Here is a 15,702-nt window from a genome sequence, read left to right on the forward strand (position 1 = left end):
GACTGACGCATGGGCCACCCCGCCATCCTGACCGTCGACGACGATGCCTCGGTGTCCCGGGCGATCGCCCGGGACCTGCGCCGCCGCTACGGCGAGGCGTACCGGATCATCCGCGCCGCCTCCGCCGCCGAGGCCCTCGAGGCGCTCAAGGAGCTCAAGCTCCGCGGCGGCCGGGTGGCCGTGATCCTGGCCGACTACCGGATGCCGCAGATGAACGGCATCGAGTTCCTCGAGCAGGCGATGGACCTGTTCCCCAACGCCCGGCGTGCCCTGCTGACCGCGTACGCGGACACCGACGCCGCGATCCAGGCGATCAACGTGGTCGACGTCGACCACTACCTGCTCAAGCCCTGGGACCCGCCGGAGGAGAAGCTCTACCCGGTCCTCGACGCGCTGCTGGACGCCTGGCAGGCCACCGGGGACCGTGAGGTCGAGGACATCCGGGTGGTCGGGCACCGGTGGAGCGAGCCGTCGTACCAGATCCGGGACTTTCTGGCGCGGAACCTGGTGCCGTACAAGTGGCTCGCCGCCGACGACCCGGAGGGCCGCCGCCTGCTGGAGGCCGCCGGGGTGGGCCCGGAGTCGATCCCGCTGGTGGTCACCGCGGACGGCCGGGCCATGGCGCAGCCGAGCAACTCGGAGGTCGCCGAGGCGGTCGGGCTGTCGACGGCGCCGGAGCGTGACTTCTACGACCTGATCATCGTGGGTGGCGGGCCGGCCGGGCTCGGCGCGGCCGTCTACGGCGCCTCGGAGGGTCTCAAGACGCTGCTGGTGGAGCGGCAGGCGGTCGGCGGGCAGGCGGGGCAGAGCTCCCGCATCGAGAACTACCTCGGCTTCCCCGACGGCATCTCCGGCGCGCAGCTCACCGACCGGGCCCGCCGGCAGGCCGGCAAGTTCTCCGCCGAGGTGCTCAACACCCGCGAGGTGGTCGGGCTGCGCACCGACGGCTCGGCCCGCACGCTGTACTTCGCCGACGGCGGGGAGATCTCCGCGCACTCGATCGTGCTGGCCACCGGCGTCGCGTACCGGCCGCTGGTCGCCGAGGGCGTCGCCGAGCTGACCGGCTCCGGCGTCTACTACGGCTCCGCCGCCACCGAGGGGCCGTCCTGCGCGGGCAGCGACGTCTACATCATCGGCGGGGCGAATTCCGCCGGTCAGGCGGCGCTCTTCTTCGCCCGGTACGCCCGCAGCGTCACCCTGCTCGTGCGCGGCGACTCCCTCGAGGCGTCGATGTCGTACTACCTGATCCAGCAGCTCAACAAGATCGAGAACGTGCACGTCCGGACCCGGTGCGAGGTGGTCGGCGCCCAGGGCAACGGGCACCTGCAGGCGATCACCATCTGTGACAGCAAGAACAACACGGTGACCAGCGTCGAGTGCGGCTACCTGTTCGTCTTCATCGGCGCCGAGCCGCGCACGGACTGGCTCGGCGGCGCCGTCGCCCGCGACGAGAAGGGCTTCGTCTACACGGGCCCGGATCTGCTCACAAATGGCACCCGTCCAGCGGGATGGGATCGGGACCGGGATCCGTTCTACCTGGAGTGCAGTGTTCCCGGCATCTTCGCCGCCGGCGACGTCCGGGCCAACTCGGTGAAACGGGTGGCCTCGGCGGTCGGCGAGGGCGCGATGGCCGTCACGCTGGTCCATCGTTACCTGGAGGCACAGTAGATGTCCGCGCCCGCTGAGAGCGGCAGGCTCACCCCTGCCGAGTTGAGGACCCTGTTCCTGTTCGAGAAGCTGACGGACGAGCAGCTGGGCTGGATCGCCGACCACGGCCGGGTCCGGCACGTGATCGCCGGTGACGTGGTGATCGCGGAGGGGGAACCGGCCGACGAGTTCTTCGTCCTGCTCAGCGGCACCATCGCGCTCACCCGCCGGGTCGGGCAGGACGACGTGCAGACCATCCGTACGGAGCAGCGCGGTGTGTACATGGGCGCCACCCAGGCGTACATCCGCGACGAGGGCCTGGAACGCAAGTACATGGCCTCCATGCGGGCGCTGGACGACTCCGACTTCTTCGTGCTCTCCGCCGCGGACTTCGGCTGGATGATGCGCGAGTGGTTCCCGATGGCGATCCACCTGCTCGAGGGCCTCACCCTGGGCATGCGCAACACCCAGGCGGCCATCTCGGAACGGCAGCGGCTGGTCGCCCTCGGCGCGCTCTCGGCGGGCCTGATGCACGAGCTGAACAACCCCGCCGCGGCGGCGTCCCGGGCCACCGGCGCGCTGCGTCAGCGGGTCGCCGGCATGCGGCACAAGCTGGGCATGCTCGCCGCCGGCAAGGTCGCCCCGGAGCGGCTGGACGCGCTGGTGGAGCTCCAGGAGGACGTCATCGAGCGGGCCGCCAAGGCGCCCACCCTGACCGCCATGCAGGCCGCCGACCGTGAGGACGAGCTCGGCGACTGGATGGAGGAGCACAACGTCACCGGCGGCTGGGACCTGGCGCCGGTCTTCGCCCAGGGCGGCCTCGACATCGAGTGCCTCGAGCTGATCAAGGCCAAGGTCGTCGAGCCGGGCCTGCTCGACCAGGCGATCCACTGGATCGGGTACGCGCTGGAGACCGAGCAGCTGATGAGCGACATCGAGGACGCGACCGGCCGGGTCTCCTCCCTGGTGGCCTCGGCCAAGCAGTACTCCCAGCTGGACCGGGCCGCGCACCAGTGGATCGACGTGCACACCGGCCTGGACAGCACCCTGGTCATGCTCGGCCACAAGATCGGCGAGGGCGTCAAGGTGGTCAAGGACTACGACCGCAGCCTGCCCCAGGTGCCCGCGCACCCGGCCGAGCTCAACCAGGTCTGGACCAACATCATCGACAACGCGGTGCAGGCCATGCACGGCGCCGGCACGCTGACGATCCGCACGTACCGCGAGGACGACCACGTCATCGTGTCGATCGGCGACACCGGGCCGGGCGTGCCCGAGGAACTGCGCAAGCGGGTCTTCGAGCCGTTCTTCACCACGAAGGCGGTCGGCGAGGGCACCGGGCTGGGCCTGGACATCTCGTACCGGATCGTGGTCAACGGGCACGGCGGCGACATCGTCCTGCAGTCGCAGCCCGGGGACACCAAGTTCCTGGTCAGCCTGCCGCTGGCCGAGCAGGCGTCCCGTTAATGAGATGAGCCGCGAGCTCCGGCTCCCTATGATCAGGCACAGCGGTGGGCGGCTCCCCGCGGTGCTTCCTTCTCCACGACTCTTAATCGCAATCTAGCGTCGCGACTCTCCGCCCACCGCTTCCGTATGTCCCGGGGGAGGGCCGGACCATGGATTCACTCGCAGTCGTACTGCTGCGCCGTACCGCCAAGGTCGCGGTCTCCGCGGCCGGGCCCGCCACGACCGACGGCGCGGCCTGGGCCCGCGCCCTGGAGGCCGACCTCGCCGAACGGGGCTGGCTGTTGCACCACGAGCTGCGGTCCGCGGCCGCGCGCCTGCCGCACCCGCTGCGGGTGCAGTGGGCGGACTGGCTGCTCGCCACGGTGGAGCAGATGGTCGGCGCCGACCGCACCATGATCCCGCTGTACCGCTCGTTCCCCGACACCCCGCGCGACACCGACGCGGTCTTCGTCCGCCGGCTGCTGACCCACCTGCTCGCCGTGCCCGGCGCGCCCTGCGTGCTCTGCGGCCGCGACCAGGGCGGCGAGCCCCTGGACCCGTGCGGGCACCCGGTGTGCCGGGCCTGCTTCTCGCCCGAGCAGTTCAGCGCGTGCCCGATCTGCGGCCGCCGGCCCGCGGCCGGCACGCCCTACCTGCCGATGGTCGCGCCGCGCGGGCGCCGGCCGGCCGGACCCCCGATCCAGGTACGGCTGCTGCGCCTCGAAACGGACCCGGCCGTCGCTGCGACCGCGCTGCGCGACGAACTCGTGGCCCGGCCCGCGGCGCTGGGCGAGGCCGACCGGGACGATCTGGCGGTGCTGGTCGCCACTGCCCCGACGGAGCTCGACTGGCTGCCCGAGACGGTGCCGGCGCGGGAGACGCTGGCAGTGGTTCTGGCGTGGGCGCTGCACGCGAGCGCGCTCACCGAGGCGTACCCGGCTGTGCTGGCCGAGGTGCGGCGGCGCTGGCAGACGGCGACCGATGCGGGGCGGACGCTGTGGGCGTACTCCGGGGGAGACCCGGGGCTGATCCTGCCCGCGCGGGCCGACGGGCCGTCCGCGCCGGGTGAGGCCTGGCGGCCGGTGGACGAGCCGGCCACGCCGGTGCCGGTCACCCGGGTGCGGGCCCTGCCGCGGGCGCTGCGACGGGCCGTGCTCGCGCACCTGGAAGCGTGCGGGGCGGGGGCGGCGGCTGAGGACCTGCGGCGGCATGCTGCGGTGTGGAAGCGGCTCGGGGAGCGGCTGCACCCGTACGAGCGAGTGGCGGCCCACCCGGGCGCGGCGGTGGCATTCGCGGCGCTGCGCGAGACCCGGACGGCGCGGGACTCCGCGCTCGGCGCGGCCATCGTGGCCGGTTGCGCTGCGGACCCGCGCCGCCTGGTCCTGACCGGGCACGACGACGGTACGGTCACCGTCCGCGTCCGTTCCCACGCGGCTCTGGTGGAGCAGGCGTTCGCCGAGGGTGACGCCCGCCGGGCGGCGCGGCTGCTCAGCGAACGCCCGGGTGAGCTGTGGCGGCGGGTGGATCAGCTGCTGCGGGCTTCCGGGCCTGAGGGGCACGGGGCGCTGACGGATGTGCTGCGGGACAGTGCGGGGCGGGCCGCGCCGGGCGTGCTGGCCGCGGCGGCCGCCGAGCTGAACGGGCGGCACGAGACGGTGGCGGCGACTCCGGAGCAGCTGGCGGCGGTGTCCGCGGCCCGGGCTGCGGGCGTGGTGCGCGCTCGCGGTGCGGCCTACACGACCGCCTCGGCCGCCGCCTCGGCCGCCGCCACGGCCGAGGCAGTGGGCAACGGCTTGGGGCGGGTGCTTCGGGCCGCCCTCGGAGCTGTCACCGGCCGATCCGTCGCAGATGACGTGCCGCGTCGGGATGTGGGTGCCGCGCGCCGGCCCGGCGACACCGTGCCGGTCCCGAACGCGGTCCCCGACGGTGGCGCCGCTCCCGGCGGTAGCGTGGCCGCCGATGGCAGCGCGGCCGTTGATGGCGGCGCGGCCGTTGATGGCAGCGTGGCCGTTGATGGCGGCGCGGCCGTTGATGGCAGCGGGGCTCCTGGCGGTGGCACGGCCGCTGATCGGGGCGCGGCGTCTGGCGCGGGCTTCGATGCCGCCGGGGGCACGGCGCCCGAGGCGGGCACTGAGTCCGGCGGGGACGCCGGGCCGGATGCAGGTCTCGTCGCGCCCGGGGCGGGTGCCGCCGGGATTGTCGGTGGGCGGCCCGGGCCGGGGATGCCACGGCGCGTCTTCTTCCCGCGGGGCAGCACCGTCACCACCTGGACGGAGCCCGAGCGGCGCGAGCCTCTGCCGGCCGCGGCGATCGCCGCCGTGCGTACCGTCGTCGACGACGAGCTGGCCCGCCGGGCCGCGTCCCTCGATCGTTTCGACGTGGCGGTGATCGACGCCGCCCTGGCGCGGGTCCCCGCGCCGATGCGGGAGCGGGCCGCCTCGGCCCAGTTCGCGGGCTGGCCGCGCGGCAGCGTCCGCGCGCTGCCCGGCGCCTCGGCGCTGCGGTTGTTCCTGCACTGGGAGGACACCGAAGCTTCCCGGGTCGACCTCGACCTGTCCTGTGCCTTCTTCGACGCGGACTGGCGGCGGCTGGGGCACTGCGACTACACGGAGCTGCGGTTCGCCGACGATGCCGCCGTGCATTCCGGTGATCTCACCTCGGCGCCTGCTCCGCTCGGGGCGACCGAGTTTCTCGATCTGCGGCTGTCGCTGCTCGCCGAGCGGGGGGTGCGCTACGCGGTTCCGGTGGTGCTCAGCTACAACGCTGTGCCGTTCGAGCTGCTCACCGAGGCTTTCGCCGGGCTGATGCTGCCGCTCGACGGTGGCGCGCAGTTCGATGCCGCCCGGGTCGAGCAGCGGTTCGACCTGCGGGGTGATGCGCGGATGCTGCTGCCGATGGTGCTCGACCTCGCGGACCGGCAGCTGCTGTGGACCGATCTCACCCTGCCGGGGCGTGGCTACGGCCACAGTGTCGGCCGGCACGGCGATCAGCTGGCGCGGGCCGCCGCGGATCAGTGGGAGCACTTCGCCGGCGGCAACCGGGCGACCCTGCTCGATCTGATGGCGTGGCAGGCGGCCGGCCGGGCGGACCGGGTGCTCGTCGCCCACGCGGACGGGACCTGCACCGAGGTCGCGCCCACCGTCGCGGCGGTTCGTGCTGCCGCCGCCGCGGGCACCGGAGCGCCGGCCGCGGTGGACGGGGTTGAGGGTCGTACCGTGCTGGCCGCGACCACCGACGGTGCGGCGCTGGATCGGCTCGTCCCGGTCCGGGTCGCCGCGGGCTCGGTGGCCCTCACGGTCACCGGCCGGCCGGGCGAGCCCTGGACCCAGCTGCATGCCCCCGAGGCGATGGGCCAGCTCGCTCCGCGGTAGACGAAGCCGTCGGCGCCCCCGCAGTTGCGGGAGCGCCGACGGCCGGCGTTCGTCAGTGCTCGAGCAGCCCGCGCACGTAGGCCGCCTGGCCCACGTGCTGGGTGTCGTCGTTCAGGATGCTCACCAGGCGCACGCCCAGCGTGACCGGCGGATCCCAGGACTCGTCGACCACCCGGTCCAGGTCCCCGTCGGTCAGGCCGCCGAGGTAGGACAGCGTGCGCTCGTGCACCGCCTGGTAGTAGTCGACCAGGACCTCGGCGCTGCCCGGACGGACGGCCTGTACCTGCGCCGTCGTGTGGCCGTAGCCGTTGTCGTCCGGGTCCGGCTTCAGGCCGAACTGCTCGGCCCGGTCACCGGTCACGTACACCTGGTCCTGACCGGTCAGTTCGGCCAGGTAGCCGTCCTGGATCCGGGTCAGGTGCCAGACCAGCCAGGCGACCGTGTTGGCCCCCTCGGCCGGGGGCGTCCGCAACTGCTCCGGGCTCAGCCCGTCGACGGCCGACCGTACGAGCTCGGGAAGCCGGTCGAAGGCCTCGATGAGCAGATCTTTGCTGTGCACTGACGCCCTCCGCGGTGCTACTCGGTCGCGCCCTGGTCCGGGGCGACGTCCTGGTTCGGCTGTTGCTGCTGGTCCTGCTCGCCGGTGCCGTCCGGGGTGGCCGGCTCCGTGCCGGTGTCCGCCGGCCCGGTCGTCGGGGCCGTGGTCGGCTCCGTCGTGGTTTCCGTCGGGGTCCCGGTCGGCTCCGTCGTCGCCGTGGGCTCCGGGTCACCGGTCGCATCCGTCGCGGGCTGCTCGCTCGGCGCGACCGACGGGCCCGGTGCGGGCCGGTCGGTGGACGAGTTGTTGCCGACGGCGTTGCCCAGGGTGGTGCCGGTGGTGTCGGTGACGCCGACCTTGGTGGACAGGGGCTCCCCGAAGGCCTTCTCGGACATCCAGATCGCACCCATGGCGAGCACGAACACCGCGCCGGCGAGCATCGCCGCCCGTCCCCAGCGGACCTGCCGCTTGCGGGCCGGCTCCGGGACCGTGTGCGAGGGCAGGTCCTCCTCGGTCGCCGCGGCGACCTCCGGGGTGCCCACCGCGGCGGGTGCCTTGACGAAGGTGGGCGCGATGGTGCTGAGACGCTTGGCGCCCCTGTTCAAGGACCTCTGGTAGATCTCCGTCCCGACCGAGCCGACGACACTGGCGACCGCGGCACCGGCGAGGGTGCCGGCGACTCCCAGGAAGGAGCCGATGACTGCCGCGGTGACTGCCGCGAGTGTGCCCGCGATGACTTTGGTGATCTCGATGCCGGACCAGAGGCGGTCCGGTGCGTGCTCGCTCATGTCCTCCTCGCATCGAACTGCTGTAAGCGGGCAAAACGTCAATGTTTACCGATGCGCTCGCCGCTAAACCATCCCTTCTCGGCGAGCACCTCCCGCAGCGGCCGGATGATCAGCCCTTGCTCGTCGGCGAGGCGCTGTCTGGCCAGCTTGCGGGTGCGCAGGATACCGATCAGGCCGATCGCGCCGATCGCATACTGCACCGACATCGCGACCTTGAAATCCGCGATGCCGTACGTGGCCTGTCCGCCGGTGCGCGCGTCCAGGATCAGGCCGACGAGCAGGATCGACACCAGCGAGGCGACGAAGCCGCCCACGTTGACGATGCCGGTGGCCGTGCCGAGCCTGTTCGGCGGGTTGAACGTGCGGGCGAACTCGAAGCCGATCATCGAGCCGGGCCCGCCGAGGCCGAGCGCGAGCACCAGCACCACCAGCACGGCCAGCGGGGCCCGCCCCGGCCAGGCGATGATCAGGCCCCAGCCGAGCGCGTTGGCCGCGATGACGCCCAGCACCAGCCAGGAGCGGCGCAGCGGATGTCGCTGCACCAGCACCCCGACGACCGGACCGGCGGCCATGCCGGTCAGCACGAACACGGTCAGCAGCACGCTCGCCGTGCCCCGCGACAATCCCTCCCCGGCCACCAGGAACGGATAGCCCCAGATCAGCGCGAAGACCGTGCCGGGGAACTGGGTGGTGAAGTGGGTCCACAACCCGAGCCGGGTGCCCGGATGCCGCCACGCGCTCGCCAGGTCGGTGCCGAGCTGGCGCAGCGTGAGCGCCTCACCCGAAGTGACCCGGCGCTGCGGGCTGTCATGCAATGCGACCAGCGCGACGACCGCCACGAAGACCCCGGCGGCGGCCGCCGAGACGAACGCGGTGGTCCAGCCCGGACCGGCCAGCAGGGCGGCCAGCGGTACGGCGCTGAGCACCTGCCCCAGCTGCCCGACGAGGCCGGTCAGCTGGGTCACCACGGGCACCCGCCGGCCGGGGAACCATTGCGGCACCAGGCGCAGCACACTGATGAAGGTCATCGCGTCGCCGGCCCCGACCAGCACCCGGGCGACGACCGCCCCGGTGATCCCGTCGGAGAACGCCATCAGGGCCTGGCCGGCCGCCATGATGACGGCGCCGCCGACCACCAGCCGCAACGAGCCGAACCGGTCCAGCAGCACCCCCACCGGCACCTGCAGGCCGGCGTAGACCAGCAGCTGCAGAACGGCGAACGAGGCCAGCGCGCCGGCGCCGATGTCGAAACGGACCTGCGCGTCCAGCCCGGCGACGCCGAGGGACGTGCGGTGCAGAACCGCGACCACGTAGGCCGACAGCCCCACGGCCCATACCGCCCAGGCCCGGGCACCGCCCAGCATGACAACAACTCCATCCGATCGCGTGCCCCCACCCTTGCTCCGAAGGCGGGGGCACGACAACGATCCGGGTCACAAAAGGGACGTGGGACCCGTCACGCCACTCGACCGGGTGGTTCCGCGGCGTCAGCCGAGCAGCGCCGGCGCCGGGGTGAGATGGGCGGTGAGCCAGCCGACCGTCTCCCGCAGATACTCCGCGCGGGAGGCGCGGTGCTGCAGTTCGTGACCCTCGCCGGGGAAGAGCAGATACTTGTGCGGGACGCCGCGCTCGGCCAGGGCCGCCGCCACCTGCTCGGCCTCGATCACCGGCACGTTGCTGTCGTTCTCGCCGTGCACGATCATCAGCGGCGTCCGGAGCTTGTCGATGTGCGTGATCGGGGAGAGATCGCGCAGCAACTCCGCGTCGGCCACCGGATCGCCGTACTTCGACACCGCCGCCGCGGCGATCCACGGCTCGGTGTGCTCGTAGAAGGTCGCGAAGTTCGACATGCCGCACACGTCGATGCCCACGGCGAACATCGACGGGTACGTCGTCAGCGCGGCCAGCGTCAGGTAACCGCCGTACGAGCGGCCCATGCAGCCGACCCGCGCCGGATCCGCCACGCCCTGCGCGACCAGATAGCCCACGCAGGCCGCGACGTCGCCGATCGCGGCGTAGCGCAGGGCGCCGTTGTCCGCGTTGACGAAGCTGCGGCCGAAGCCCGAGGAGCCACGCACGTTGGGCGCGAAGACGGCGATGCCCCGGTCCACCAGCGACTGGAACAGCGGGCCGTGACCCGGCCGCTCCTGCGCCTCCGGGCCGCCGTGCAGCCACAGCATCGTCGGGTGCGGGCCCGCCCCGGACGGCCGGAAGAGCCAGCCGCTGATCTCCAGGCCGTCGTGCGAGGCGAAGCGGTGCAGTACCGGCCGGACCGCGTCCGGTGCCGGCTCCTCGATCGAGACCGGGTGCAGTTCGCCGTCGTACGTCCACACGCCGTGCGGCTGGCCCGGCCCCTCGGCAGTGAACACCAGGGTGCTGCCGTCGAAGCACCAGGACACGCCGGAGGCCACCGCCCCGGGCAGCTCGACCTTCGTGGTGTCGCCGCCGCGCAGTACGGTCAGCTCGGACTCGCCGCCGCGGACGTTCCAGAGCACCGCGATCGCCCGGCCGTCCGCGGTCAGCGCGAACGACTCGACCTCGGCGGTCTCCGACGACGCCAGGATCTCGGCCTTGCCGTCGGCCACCTGGATCAGCACCGGGAGCTCGCCGGCGTCGCTGCGGGCGTACACCGCGCCGTCGGGGCCGAAGCAGGCCTGCTCGCCGCTGGTCACGTACTCCTCGACGCCGGTCGCCAGGTCGCGCACCACGATGTAGCGGCCGCTGCGCGGGCCGTGGCGCAGCAGCGCCCGGCTGCGGTCGGGGGAGACGTCGAACAGCGACACCAGCTCACCGGTGGTGATGACCTCGCGGGTGCCGTGCTCGGCGTCCACCAGCACGGTGGTCTCGAGGTTTTCGGTGACCACGAGCAGCGGGCGCCCGGGCAGCCAGCGCACGTTGTCGGCGCTGTCCGCGCCGAAGCCGGCCACCTGGTGCAGCGCCGAGCCGTCCGGGCGGACCAGCCACACCTCGGTGCGCGGCGCGCCGCCGGGAGCGATCAGGCAGGCGAGCCACCCGCCGCCGGTCGACCACTGCACCGAGACGACGGGGTGCTCACCGGTGTCCACGAGGAAGGTCAGCTCGCTGCCGACCGGCTGCACCCACACCTTGGGCGAGCCGCTGCGGTCGGAGACGTACGCCGCGTGCCGGCCGTCGGGCGAGAGCGCCCCCGACCAGCTGCCGGAGACTTCCGAAGGAAGGGTTCCCGACTGCCGATTCAGCCACCCCACGGGCAGCACGGTGACGTCGACACGGTTGAGCTGACCGGTCATACGGGTCCTCCCTCGGTTTGCTAGATCCCCTTGTCCTGCAACCACATCTCGAGCAGCGCCAGCTGCCACAACTGGTTCGCCCCGAGCGTCGTACGAGCAGTGTTCGGGTCGGCCAGCAGCGCGTCAACGTACTCCTGCCGGAACAGTCCGCGCGCCCGGGCCGCCGGTGCGTGCAGCGCGTCGCGGACCAGCTCCAGCATCGGCCCTTCCAGGTGCCGGATCCCGGGAACCGGGAAGTAGCCCTTGGTGCGGTCGATCACCTCGTCCGGCACCACGCCGCGGGCCGCGTCCTTGAGCACGCCCTTACCGCCCTGGGCCAGTTTCAGCTCGGGCGGGCAGGCGGCGGCCAGCTCGACGAGCTCGTGGTCGAGGAACGGCACGCGCGCCTCCAGCCCCCACGCCATGGTCATGTTGTCGACCCGCTTGACCGGATCGTCGACGAGCATGACCTGGGAGTCCAGCCGCAACGCCGCGTCGACACTCGTGGTGGCGCCGGGCCGGGCGAAGCTCGCCGCGACGAACTCGCGGCTCACGTCGGTGTCGAGCAGCCACTCGGGGGAGAGCTGGCGGGCCAGCTCACCGTACGGCCGGTCGAAGAACTCCCGGGCGTACGCGTCCACGGCCTGCTCGCGCGGCACGTCCCTGAGCGGCGGGTACCAGCTGTAGCCGGCCAGGATCTCGTCCGCGCCCTGCCCCGACTGCACGACCTTGACCTGCTGCGAGACGTCCTCGCTGAGCAGGTTGAAGGCGATGCAGTCGTGGCTGACCATGGGCTCGCTCATCGCGGCGACCGTGCGCGCCACCGCGGGCAGGAAGCGGTCCTTGCCGATCCGGATCTGGTGGTGGGTGGTGTCGAACTGCTTGGCGATGATGTCGGAGTACGCGAACTCGTCGCCGCTCTCGCCGGCCGCCGACTCGAAGCCGATGCTGAACGTGGTCAGCCCGCGCTGGCCCTGCTCGGCCAGCAGCGCCACGATGTAACTGGAGTCGAGCCCGCCGGAGAGCAGCACGCCGACCGGCACGTCGGCGACCATCCGGCGCTCGACGGCGGTGCGCAGCGACTCGTGGACGGCCTCGGCCCACTCGGCCCGCGACTTGATCAGCGTGCGGGTGTGGTCGGCCTCCCAGTAGACGCGCTCGACCGACGTGCCGTCCGCCTCGATGATCCGGACCGTGGCCGGGGGCAGCTTGCGGATGCCGCTGACCATCGTGCGGGGCGCCGGCACGACCGAGTGGAAGGTCATGTAGTGCTGCAGGGCCACCTTGTCGATCGAGGTGTCGACGTCGCCGGCGGCCAGCAGGGCCGGCAGGGTGGACGCGAAGCGCAGCCGGCCGGGGGTCTCGGCCAGGTACATGGGCTTGATGCCGAGCCGGTCCCGGGCCAGCATGACGCGGCCCGTGGCGTGCTCGGCGATGGCGAAGGCGAACATGCCGAGGAAGTGCTGCACGCAGTCGGCGCCCCAGCGGTGGTACGCCTTGATGATCACCTCGGTGTCGGAGGTGGACACGAAGGTGTAGCCGTAACCGCGCAGTTCGTCGCGCAGCTGCTGGTAGTTGTAGATGCAGCCGTTGAAGACCAGGGTCAGGCCGAGCTGGGAGTCGGTCATCGGCTGGGAGCCGGCCTCGGAGAGGTCGATGATCTTGAGCCGGCGGTGCCCGAACGCGATCGGGCCGCGCTGCCAGAGGCCTTCGCCGTCGGGCCCACGGGACTGCAGGCACGGCATCATCCGCCGGACGGCGTCGCCGTCCGCTGCCTGGGCGTCGTACCGCAGTTCGCCGCCGATTCCACACATGGCCTGAACCTCCTTGGGGGCAGTTGGAGGCGCACCCAAGATTGACCAGGGTGTGCTGCTCCCGTTTCGATTGTGTATCGCGCCAGTAACGCTCTTACCCGAAGAGCCAGCTCTACCCGAACAGCCACGTGTCCTTGGAACCGCCACCGCGCGAGGAGTTGACGATCATGCTGCCGGCCGGGGCGACCCGGGTCAGCGCGGCCGGCGCGACCACCGACTGGCTGCCGGTGAAGACGAACGCGCGCAGGTCCACGTGGCGCGGGGCTAGCTGGTGGCCGTCGAAGACCGGGTGGGTGGAGAGGTCGACGACCTCCTGGGCCACCCAGCGGTGCGGTGCGGTGCGGATCTGCCGGCGGACCGCGGCGATGTCCTCGGGCGAGGCGTGCGGGCCGATCACGATCCGGTCGCCGCCGTAGCCGTCGACCGGCTTGCAGACCAGCTCCTCCAGCCGGCCGAGCACCTGCTCGCGTTGCTCCGGGATGCCGCACAGGTACGTCGGCACGTCGGCCAGCAGCGGCTTCTCGCCCAGGTAGTACTCGATCAGCCGGGGCACGTACGCGTACACGGCCTTGTCATCGCCGATGCCGTTGCCCAGGGCGTTGGCCAGCACCACGGTGTCCGCGTGCAGGGCGGTGACCAGGCTCGGGCCCAGCGGCATGCCGTCCGCGCCGGGCGAGTGCACCAGGCTGTCCTCGCCCATCCGCAGATAGATCACGTCGACCGGAAACTTGCGGCCGTTGCGGACGCGGTGCACCCGGCCCTCGTCGACCAGCAGCTCGGTGCTGCGGACCAGCGGGACGCCCATCTCCTCGGCCAGCATCCGGTGCTCGAACCAGGCCGAGTCGTCCGGGCCCTGGCTGAGCACCACCACCGCCGGGTTGTCGCCCGCCGCCGGGCCGGCCGCGTCGAGCAGCGCCCGCAGCAGCAACCGCGGGGTCTCCTCGATGCTGAGCAGGTCGTCGGGGCGGGGCAGCTCCGGCAGCACGCTCTCGGTGAGCCGGCGGTTCTGCATCGCGTACCCGATGCCGGAGGGCACCCGCAGGTTGTCCTCCAGCACGCACCAGTTGCCCTCGCCGTCGCGGACCAGGTCCACGCCGGCCACCTGGGCGCGGACGCCCGGCCGGCTGACCAGGGCGCCGCTGGGGCGCAGCTCCGGGGAGCCGTCGATGACCCACTCCGGCACGATGCCGTCCTTGACCACCACGCGGTCGGTGTAGACGTCGTTGACGAACGCGTCCAGCGCGCGGACCCGCTGGATCAGGCCGGTCCGCAGCTCCCGCCAGTCGGCCGCGGGGACCAGCCGGGGGACCAGGTCGAACGGGAACAGCCGGGTCGCCGCCTCACCGGCCACGCTGAAGGTGATGCCGCGGGCGCGCTGCTCGTCGTCCCTGACGTCCTCGCGGCGGCGCAGCCCGGCCGGGCCGAGTGCGCTGAGCACGTTGACGATTCCCTGGTAGTCCGGCATGACGTCGCCGTCCGGGAACGCCTCGTCACCGGCCACCGCGTACGGGGTGAGCCCGGCCGGGACGGTCTGCCCGCCCGGGCCGATGCCGGTCGCGCCGCCCCGGGTGTCGGCGATGACCAGGTCGACCACGTCGGAGATGCGGCCGCGGCGGGTCATCGCGCGGCGCTGGCGGGCCGCGGAGCTGCCCCGGCTGAGCGCCTGCACGGACAGGTCGAAGACCTGCTCCCAGTCGCCGAGCTCCTCCAGCTGGGGCCGCAGCTCGGCGATGAGCCGCTCGACGGCGACCGCCGCGGGCACCGGCACGGGGGAGCGGGGCAGGTCGAGCAGGTCGCCCTCCAGACCGGACCGGGCGGCCCGCCACATCGCGGCGCGGTGCAGCGGGGGCCGGATCACCTCGATCGGCCTGCCCGCGCGGTAGTCCTGCCGGGCCCGCAGCACGAGCCCGCGGAACAGCCCGGCCAGCAGCACCACGGTGTCGGCGTCGGGGCTGGAGTCGGTGACGCGCAGCTCCACGGTCGGCAGGTGGGCCGAGGGACGGACGTCGAAGTAGACCATCTTCGGGTCGGTGATCGTGCCGGACGCGATCAGGTCGGCCACCAGGGCGTCGTGGTCGGCGGCCGAGGTCACCACGCCGCTGTCGCCGGCGGTCGGCCAGCGCAGCCAGACCAGCGAGCGGACGCTGGCGTAGCCGCTGTCCTCACCCATCCAGTACGGGGAGCTGGCGGACAGCCCGAGCAGCACCGGCAGCGCCGGGGCGACCCGCTGGGCGATCGACACCGCCTCGTCGCGGTCGGGGACGCCGACGTGCACCTGGGCGCCGCAGATGAGCTGCTCGCGGGCCAGCATCTGGTATTCGTCGAGCATCCGGCGGTACCGCGAGGTGGGGGTGACCGGCAGGGAGTCGAGGTCGACCAGCGGGACCGTGCCCGCGGCGACCAGGCCGAGGCCGAGCGACTCGGCGACACCGATGGCCCGGCGGCGCAGCGACACGATCCCGTCGCGCAGCTCGTCCAGCGTGGCCGCCACCGGGGTGTTCGTCTCCACCACCGACCGGTGCAGCTCGGCCGAGAAATGCGCCTCGTCGAGCTGGTCGAGCACCTCCGGGGCCCGTGGCACGAGCTCCCTGGTCTTGAGATCGACGACGTGCAACTCCTCCTCGACACCGAGGGTGAGCTCGGTGCCGGTGCTGCTGTCCGCCTCCTTCGCGCCGTCGTCCTCCGAGACCCTGAGTGACTCCGTCATGCCTGCGACCGCCTATGTCCTCGTCCGTTGTCCGGAGCCTTGCCAGCTCATGTACCGAACCTGTGACGTGCCCATTTCCGGCGCCGACCAAGCATGACGATCCTGACACCCCGATGCTCGCCCGCCCACAGCCCGATGCTCGC

The 15,702-nt window shown here is 72.7% G+C and carries 9 protein-coding genes; 3 read left to right on the top strand and 6 right to left on the bottom strand.

The features are described 5' to 3' along the window. Positions 1-9 precede the first annotated feature (9 nt). From ACZ6S4_RS25405 to ACZ6S4_RS25415, 3 genes are all read left to right on the top strand, one after another. On the top strand, positions 10-1,668 hold the full coding sequence (locus ACZ6S4_RS25405; RefSeq protein WP_465477297.1) for an NAD(P)/FAD-dependent oxidoreductase: 1,659 nt from the start codon (positions 10-12) through the stop codon (positions 1,666-1,668). Then, a complete protein-coding gene (locus ACZ6S4_RS25410; RefSeq protein ID WP_465477298.1) occupies positions 1,669-3,114 on the top strand; it encodes an ATP-binding protein in 1,446 nt (481 codons plus the stop codon). Positions 3,115-3,263: 149 nt separating this feature from the next. Further along, positions 3,264-6,464: an MXAN_6230/SCO0854 family RING domain-containing protein gene (locus tag ACZ6S4_RS25415; protein WP_465477299.1), complete on the top strand. Its 3,201-nt coding sequence runs from the start codon at positions 3,264-3,266 to the stop codon at positions 6,462-6,464. 52 nt (positions 6,465-6,516) lie between these two features. Here the strand turns inward: ACZ6S4_RS25415 and ACZ6S4_RS25420 are convergent, their stop codons facing one another. The 6 genes from ACZ6S4_RS25420 to ACZ6S4_RS25445 all read right to left on the bottom strand — a co-directional run bounded on the left by ACZ6S4_RS25420 (position 6,517) and on the right by ACZ6S4_RS25445 (position 15,559). Beyond that, positions 6,517-7,023, bottom strand: a complete 507-nt coding sequence (locus ACZ6S4_RS25420) for a mycothiol transferase (protein ID WP_465477300.1) — start codon at positions 7,021-7,023, stop codon at positions 6,517-6,519. Positions 7,024-7,040: 17 nt separating this feature from the next. Further along, entirely contained in the window at positions 7,041-7,790 is a 750-nt protein-coding gene (locus ACZ6S4_RS25425) for a hypothetical protein (RefSeq protein WP_465477301.1), read from the bottom strand. Between the two features lie 38 nt (positions 7,791-7,828). After that, complete coding sequence (locus ACZ6S4_RS25430; protein ID WP_465477302.1) at positions 7,829-9,154, bottom strand: MFS transporter; 1,326 nt, start codon at positions 9,152-9,154, stop codon at positions 7,829-7,831. Between the two features lie 123 nt (positions 9,155-9,277). Next, positions 9,278-11,059 (bottom strand): S9 family peptidase, encoded by a 1,782-nt coding sequence (locus ACZ6S4_RS25435; protein ID WP_465477303.1) that lies wholly within the window; start codon positions 11,057-11,059, stop codon positions 9,278-9,280. A gap of 20 nt (positions 11,060-11,079) precedes the next feature. Next, positions 11,080-12,852 carry an N-acetylglutaminylglutamine amidotransferase gene (locus ACZ6S4_RS25440; RefSeq protein ID WP_465477304.1) on the bottom strand — a complete coding sequence of 591 codons (1,773 nt, stop codon included), beginning with the start codon at positions 12,850-12,852 and terminating at the stop codon, positions 11,080-11,082. Between the two features lie 112 nt (positions 12,853-12,964). Continuing rightward, positions 12,965-15,559 carry a glutamate--cysteine ligase gene (locus ACZ6S4_RS25445; RefSeq protein WP_465477305.1) on the bottom strand — a complete coding sequence of 865 codons (2,595 nt, stop codon included), beginning with the start codon at positions 15,557-15,559 and terminating at the stop codon, positions 12,965-12,967. Positions 15,560-15,702: the final 143 nt, after the last annotated feature.

The sequence above is a fragment of the Actinoplanes sp. NPDC051405 genome (assembly GCF_055586185.1).

Coding starts and splice junctions, on each gene's coding strand:
- ACZ6S4_RS25445 (WP_465477305.1), bottom strand. CDS start 15,559: ATGACGGAGTCACTCAGGGTCTCGGAGGACGACGGCGCGAAGGAGGCG.
- ACZ6S4_RS25410 (WP_465477298.1), top strand. CDS start 1,669: ATGTCCGCGCCCGCTGAGAGCGGCAGGCTCACCCCTGCCGAGTTGAGG.
- ACZ6S4_RS25430 (WP_465477302.1), bottom strand. CDS start 9,154: ATGCTGGGCGGTGCCCGGGCCTGGGCGGTATGGGCCGTGGGGCTGTCG.
- ACZ6S4_RS25415 (WP_465477299.1), top strand. CDS start 3,264: ATGGATTCACTCGCAGTCGTACTGCTGCGCCGTACCGCCAAGGTCGCG.
- ACZ6S4_RS25405 (WP_465477297.1), top strand. CDS start 10: ATGGGCCACCCCGCCATCCTGACCGTCGACGACGATGCCTCGGTGTCC.
- ACZ6S4_RS25425 (WP_465477301.1), bottom strand. CDS start 7,790: ATGAGCGAGCACGCACCGGACCGCCTCTGGTCCGGCATCGAGATCACC.
- ACZ6S4_RS25435 (WP_465477303.1), bottom strand. CDS start 11,059: ATGACCGGTCAGCTCAACCGTGTCGACGTCACCGTGCTGCCCGTGGGG.
- ACZ6S4_RS25440 (WP_465477304.1), bottom strand. CDS start 12,852: ATGTGTGGAATCGGCGGCGAACTGCGGTACGACGCCCAGGCAGCGGAC.